This window comes from Micromonospora sp. (assembly GCF_048594385.1).
Classification (GTDB): Bacteria; Actinomycetota; Actinomycetes; order Mycobacteriales; family Micromonosporaceae; genus Micromonospora; species Micromonospora wenchangensis.
Genome location: NZ_JBMDWU010000545.1, coordinates 1 through 5,232, shown reverse-complemented (window position 1 = coordinate 5,232; position 5,232 = coordinate 1). Strand labels below are relative to the sequence as shown.

At 71.5% G+C, this 5,232-nt stretch carries 4 protein-coding genes; 2 read left to right on the top strand and 2 right to left on the bottom strand.

Annotated elements, in window-relative coordinates:
* Positions 1 to 125: 125 nt before the first annotated feature.
* Complete coding sequence (locus ACOJTC_RS29065; protein WP_420119278.1) at positions 126 to 1,778, bottom strand: alpha-amylase family protein; 1,653 nt, start codon at positions 1,776 to 1,778, stop codon at positions 126 to 128.
* 112 nt (positions 1,779 to 1,890) lie between these two features.
* Between ACOJTC_RS29065 and ACOJTC_RS29060 the strand changes: the two genes are divergently transcribed.
* Both ACOJTC_RS29060 and ACOJTC_RS29055 read left to right on the top strand, forming a co-directional pair.
* Positions 1,891 to 2,505, top strand: a complete 615-nt coding sequence (locus ACOJTC_RS29060) for a DUF1349 domain-containing protein (RefSeq protein ID WP_420119277.1) — start codon at positions 1,891 to 1,893, stop codon at positions 2,503 to 2,505.
* Between the two features lie 157 nt (positions 2,506 to 2,662).
* Positions 2,663 to 3,334: a DedA family protein gene (locus ACOJTC_RS29055; RefSeq protein WP_420119276.1), complete on the top strand. Its 672-nt coding sequence runs from the start codon at positions 2,663 to 2,665 to the stop codon at positions 3,332 to 3,334.
* Positions 3,335 to 3,449: 115 nt separating this feature from the next.
* Here the strand turns inward: ACOJTC_RS29055 and ACOJTC_RS29050 are convergent, their stop codons facing one another.
* Positions 3,450 to 5,012: a cellulose binding domain-containing protein gene (locus ACOJTC_RS29050; protein WP_420119275.1), complete on the bottom strand. Its 1,563-nt coding sequence runs from the start codon at positions 5,010 to 5,012 to the stop codon at positions 3,450 to 3,452.
* Positions 5,013 to 5,232: the final 220 nt, after the last annotated feature.

The window sequence follows — 5,232 nt, the reverse complement described above, 5'->3', positions numbered from 1 at the left end:
GTGGGCGACGGGGGGTTCCTCCGACATTCCTACCGCCCGGTAACTTCTGGCGCTCCCGGTGTCGCCTCCCGGGCGCGAGGGCCGCCGACGCCCCGGCGGGTCAGGGGCGTCGGCGGACGCGCCGGTCAGTAGGTGGTGGAGCGGCAGAGCCGGATCCAGCGGTAGCCGTGCCCGCCCAGCTTCAGGCTGTCCAGCTTGCCCACGTCGCCGTACCCCCGGTCGGTGAGGACGTCTATCGGCAGGTCCGCCTCGGCGGCCAGGGTGCTCAGGTCCACCTCCACGTCCTCGGTGCCGAGGTTGTGCAGGAAGACCATGGTGCCGGTGGGGCCGTCGGCGCGGTGCGCGAGCACCCCGGCCGGCATGGGCACGTCGATGTGCGTGGTCGAGCCGGAGCCGATCTCCGGGGCCTCCCGCAGCGTCCGGATCATCCGCTCGAACCAGGCCAGCAGCGACGTGGAGTCGCCCCGTTGGGCGGTGACGTTGACCTTCTGGTAGCCGAAGTCACCCTTGTCGATCACCGGGCGGATCAGCTTCTCCGGGTCCGCCGTGGAGAAGCCGCCGTTCTCCTTGTACGACCACTGCATCGGGGTACGGATCGCGTCCCGCCCGTCCAGCGCGAGGTTCTCCCCCATCCCGATCTCCTCGCCGTAGCGCAGCACCGGCGTGCCGCGCAACGAGAACTGGAGCGCGTACGCCAGCTCGATGTGCCGGCGGTCGTTGCCGAGCATCGGGGCGAGCCGCCGCCGGATGCCCCGGCCGTAGAGCTGCATGTTCTCGTCCGGCCCGAACTTCGCCAGCACGTCGTTGCGCTGGTCGGCGGTGAGCCGGGACAGGTCGATCTCGTCGTGGTTACGCAGGAAGGTCGCCCACTGGCCGCCGGTGGGCAGCTTCGGGGTGTCCCGCAGCGCGTCGACGATCGTCTCCGGGTCCTCCCGGGCGAGGGCGAGCATCAGCCGGCCGTTGAGCATGAAGTCGAAGAGCATGTGGATGCGGTTGCCCGAGCCGCTGCCGTCGCCGAAGTAGACCGGGAGCTGGTCGGGTTCGACGTTCGCCTCGGCCAGCAGCACCGCGTCGCCACGTCGCCACTGCACGTGCTGGCGTAGGTCGGTGAGGAAGTCGAAGTCCTTCGGCGCGTCCGGGTTGCCCGGCTCGGTCTGCTCGATGATGAACGGCACGGCGTCCATCCGGAAACCGGAGACGCCGAGTTGGAGCCAGAACGAGGTGATCTTCTTGATCTCGGCGCGGACCCTGGGGTTCTCGATGTTGAGATCCGGCTGGAACTTGTAGAAGCGGTGGTAGTACCACGCCTTGGCGGTCCGGTCGTAGCTCCAGGTCTCGTGCTGCTCGCCTGGGAACACCATGCCCTGGTGCCGGTCCGCCGGCTCGTGGTCGGCCCAGACGTACCAGTCACGGTACGGCGAGTCGGGCGAGGACCGGGCGGACTGGAACCACGGGTGCTGGTCGGAGGTGTGGTTGACCACCAGGTCGATGATGACCCGGATGCCCCGGTTCTGCGCCTGGTGCAGCAGCTCGGCGAAGTCGCCGAGGGTCCCCAGGCGCGGGTCGACGTTGTAGAAGTCGGTCGCGTCGTATCCGTCGTCCTGGTTGGGCGAGGGATGGATCGGGTTGAGCCAGAGGCAGGTCACCCCCAGCCGCGCCAGGTAGTCGAGCCGGCCGATCAGGCCCCGGAAGTCACCGACCCCGTCACCGTCGGAGTCCGCGTACGTGTCGACGTCGAGGCAGTAGACGACGGCCTCGGAATACCACCTGTCACCCATGCCGGCCTAATGTCTCCGGTGCGCCGACGCCGCAAACGCGAAGCCCGCTCCACCGTCCGTCGGCGACCGCCGCACCGACCCGGGGCGGGCCGGTGCGGGGTACGGTCCGGGCATGGCTGCGCATCCGACGGACGGCTCCCGCACGCTCGACTGGGACGAGGGCCGGTGGCTGCACCCACCGGTACGGGTGGACCGGGCCGGTGACGGCGCGCTGCTGGTGGAGCCGGCCGCCAACAGCGACCTGTGGCGGCACACCAGCTACGGCTTCGTCCACGACGACGGGCCGGCGCTGCTCGCCCCGCTGCCGGCCAGCGGCGCGGTCGAGGTGAGCTTCCTGCTCGACTACACGGAGCAGTTCGACCAGGCCGGGGTGCTGGTCCGGGTGGACGAGCGGAACTGGATCAAGGCCGGGGTGGAGGTCAGCGACGGCCTGCCGCAAGTCGGTGCGGTGGTGACCCGGGAGTTCTCCGACTGGTCGGTGGCCCCGGTGCCGGACTGGCAGGGCCGGGAGGTGACCGTACGGGCCAGCCGCGACGGCGACGCGCTGACGGTCCGGGCGCGGGTCGCCGACGAGCCGTGGCGGCTGGTGCGGCTCGCCCCGCTCGCCCCGGACGCGGTGGCGCTGGCCGGGCCGTTCTGCTGTGCGCCCACCCGGGCCGGGCTGACCGTCCGGTTCACCGGCTGGCGGCAGGGGCCGGCGGACCGGGGACTGCACCCCTCGGACTGATCCCCGGCTCAGCCGGCGGGGCCGCCCGGTCGGCACGACGGCGCAGGTCGCAGCGCCCGGCCGGGCCCGAACGGGGTGGGCTCACTCACCGCAGGGTGTAAGTGGTGGCCGGCTGGGTACCACTGTCCGATCCCGCCGGCCCGCTGGAAGGACGCCCATGGCTCTCGCCGAGAACGTCGACCCGAACCAGTTCACCGGGCTGACCGGATGGGTGGCGAGCGTCATCGACTCCCTCGGCGCGGTCGGCGTCGCCTTCCTGGTGGCGTTGGAGAGCATCATCCCGCCGATCCCGAGCGAGATCGTGCTGGCGATGGCCGGCTACCTCGCCGCCGAGGGCCGGTTCAGCCTGGTGGTGATCGTCCTCGCCGCGACGGTCGGTTCGCTGGTCGGCGCGCTGGTGCTCTACTGGCTCGGCGCGGCGATCGGCGAGGAACGGCTCAAGCACTGGCTGGACCGCATCCCGCTGGTCGACCGGGACGACCTGGAGAAGGCCGACCGCTGGTTCGAGCGGCACGGCCGGTGGGCGGTGCTGATCGGCCGGCTGGTGCCGGTGGTACGCAGCCTGGTCTCCGTCCCGGCCGGCGCGAACCGGATGCCGATGGGCGAGTTCGTGCTGCTCACCACGCTGGGCAGTGGGGTGTGGAACGCGCTGGTCGTCGGCCTCGGCTACACGCTGGGCTCGCGCTGGCAGGACGTGGAGAAGTACAGCGACTGGTTCAACTACGCCATCTTCGCGGTCTTCGCCGTCATGCTCGTGAGCTGGGCGGGCAAGAAGATCCGCTCCCGGCGTGACCGGGACGACCGACGGTCGGTGACCGCCGACCACTGACCGGGCCACCGCCCCGCCCGAGGCGCCGCGAGGCCTGGAGGCCGCCCGGCCGTGCAGCCGCCCCGCCCGGTGGAGCCGGACCGTCGGACCGGCCGGCCCCACCGGGCGGTGGTGTTCAGAACCTCGCGGTGATCGAGGTGAACTCCCAGAGGTTCTGGGCGATGCCGGAGCAGTTGGCGACCACTCCCCCGTCCGGGCAGGCGCGGTCCCGGTTGACCGACCAGAAGGTGAACCGGGACAGCCCCCGCGACTTGGCCCAGTCCCGGATCTGCGTCCAGGTGGCCGGCGAGGTCAACTCCCGCTGGTCGGACAGACCGTTCATGCCGCTGATGCCCATGTGCGCGTACGCCGTGGCGTCGGACCAGCCGAACGCCGACTTCAGCGTGGTCTTCAGCCCCTCGGCGGCGTTGACGGTGTTCTGGTACATGTTCGCCCCACCGCCGAAGTCGAACGGCATGATGGTGAAGGTGTCGATGTTCGCGCCGAGCGCGGCGGCCTGGTTGATCAGCCGGGTGCCGTAGTACGACGGCCCGGTGGTCGAGGTGCCGAAGGTGACGATCGTCTTGATCCCCGGGTTGTTCTGCTTGACGATCTTCAACGCGCCGAGGATACGGTCCTGCACCACCTCGTTCTCGAACTCGTCGCTGTTCTCGATGTCGATGTCGATCGCCTTCAACCCGTACGCGTTGATCACCTGCTGGTACGCCCCGGCGAGGGCGCTGGCCGACGCGCAGTTCGGGCCGAGCTTGTTGCCGCTCCAGCCGCCGAACGACGGGATGACGTCGCCGCCGGCCGCCCGGATCGCGGCGATGGTGTTGGCGTGCGCGCCCCCGGTGAGTGGCCCGGAGCCGTCCCAGGCCGGGGTGCAGCCACCGCCGGAGAGCACGAACGCGATGGTGAACCACTTCACCCCGGTCGCCCCCATCACCGTCGCCGGCGCGGGCGGGTCACCCCAGCCGGGGTAGAGGTAGGGGGCGGCGGCCATCGTGCCGTTGCCGCCGGTGCAACCGGTGGTGGTGGCCGAGACCGCTGCCGACTTCGCCGACTCCCCTGCGGAGTTGTACGCCGTGACGGTCCAGCTGTGGGTGGAGCAGGCGGCCAGCCCGGAGACGGTGGTCGAGGTGCCGGTGACGGTGGCCTTCACCGTGCCGCCCTCGTAGATCCGGTAGCCGGTGACCGTGCCGGAGACGGCGTTCCAGGCCAGCGTGGCCGACGAGGCGGTGGTGCCGGTGACCCGCAGCCCGCCCGGGGTGGCCGGGCCGGTCGGGTTGCCGGGGCCGCCGCCGGTGCAGGCCCCGCCGTTGACCGTGCAGTTCGTCGGGTCGCCGGTGCCGGCGACGACGAAGCCGAAGGTGGTGCTGGCGCCGGGGGCGAGGCTGCCGTTCCAGCTCTGGTTGAGGGCGGTGACCCGCTGGCCGGAGCTGCTCAGCCGGGCGTCCCAGAACGAGCCGACGGTGCTGCCCGAGGGCAGGTCGAACGCGACGGTCCACGAGCTGATCGCGGTCGAGGTGTCGTTGGTGACGGTGAACTTGGCCTCGTACCCGCTGCCCCAGCTGGCGGTGCGGACGAAGGCGGCGGTGGCGGCGGACGCGGCCGGCGGGGCCACGAGCGTGCCGGTGACCAGGGCGGCGGCGAGGGCGACGGCGAGGGTGGCCGCGCGGGGGGTGCGGAGTCTCACGGGTGGCCTCCAGTGGACCGGGGCGAGGGCGTCAGGGGTGCGACCGGCCCGGTGAGCGGGCCGGTGGACACGGTCCGGGGGTGGGACCGCCGGGACGACATCCATAGTCGTCCACGTCCGCGCCTATTATTAAGACTCTTAACTGTTAATGTCCAGAGCCTACCGACGAGGGGGTCCGCGCCCGTTTGGCACGGAACCCAACACCTCCCGGACAGCGGCG

Excerpts from the sequence above, each read along its gene's own strand:
- ACOJTC_RS29065 (WP_420119278.1), bottom strand. The coding sequence starts at position 1,778 with ATGGGTGACAGGTGGTATTCCGAGGCCGTCGTCTACTGCCTCGACGTC.
- ACOJTC_RS29060 (WP_420119277.1), top strand. The coding sequence starts at position 1,891 with ATGGCTGCGCATCCGACGGACGGCTCCCGCACGCTCGACTGGGACGAG.
- ACOJTC_RS29055 (WP_420119276.1), top strand. The coding sequence starts at position 2,663 with ATGGCTCTCGCCGAGAACGTCGACCCGAACCAGTTCACCGGGCTGACC.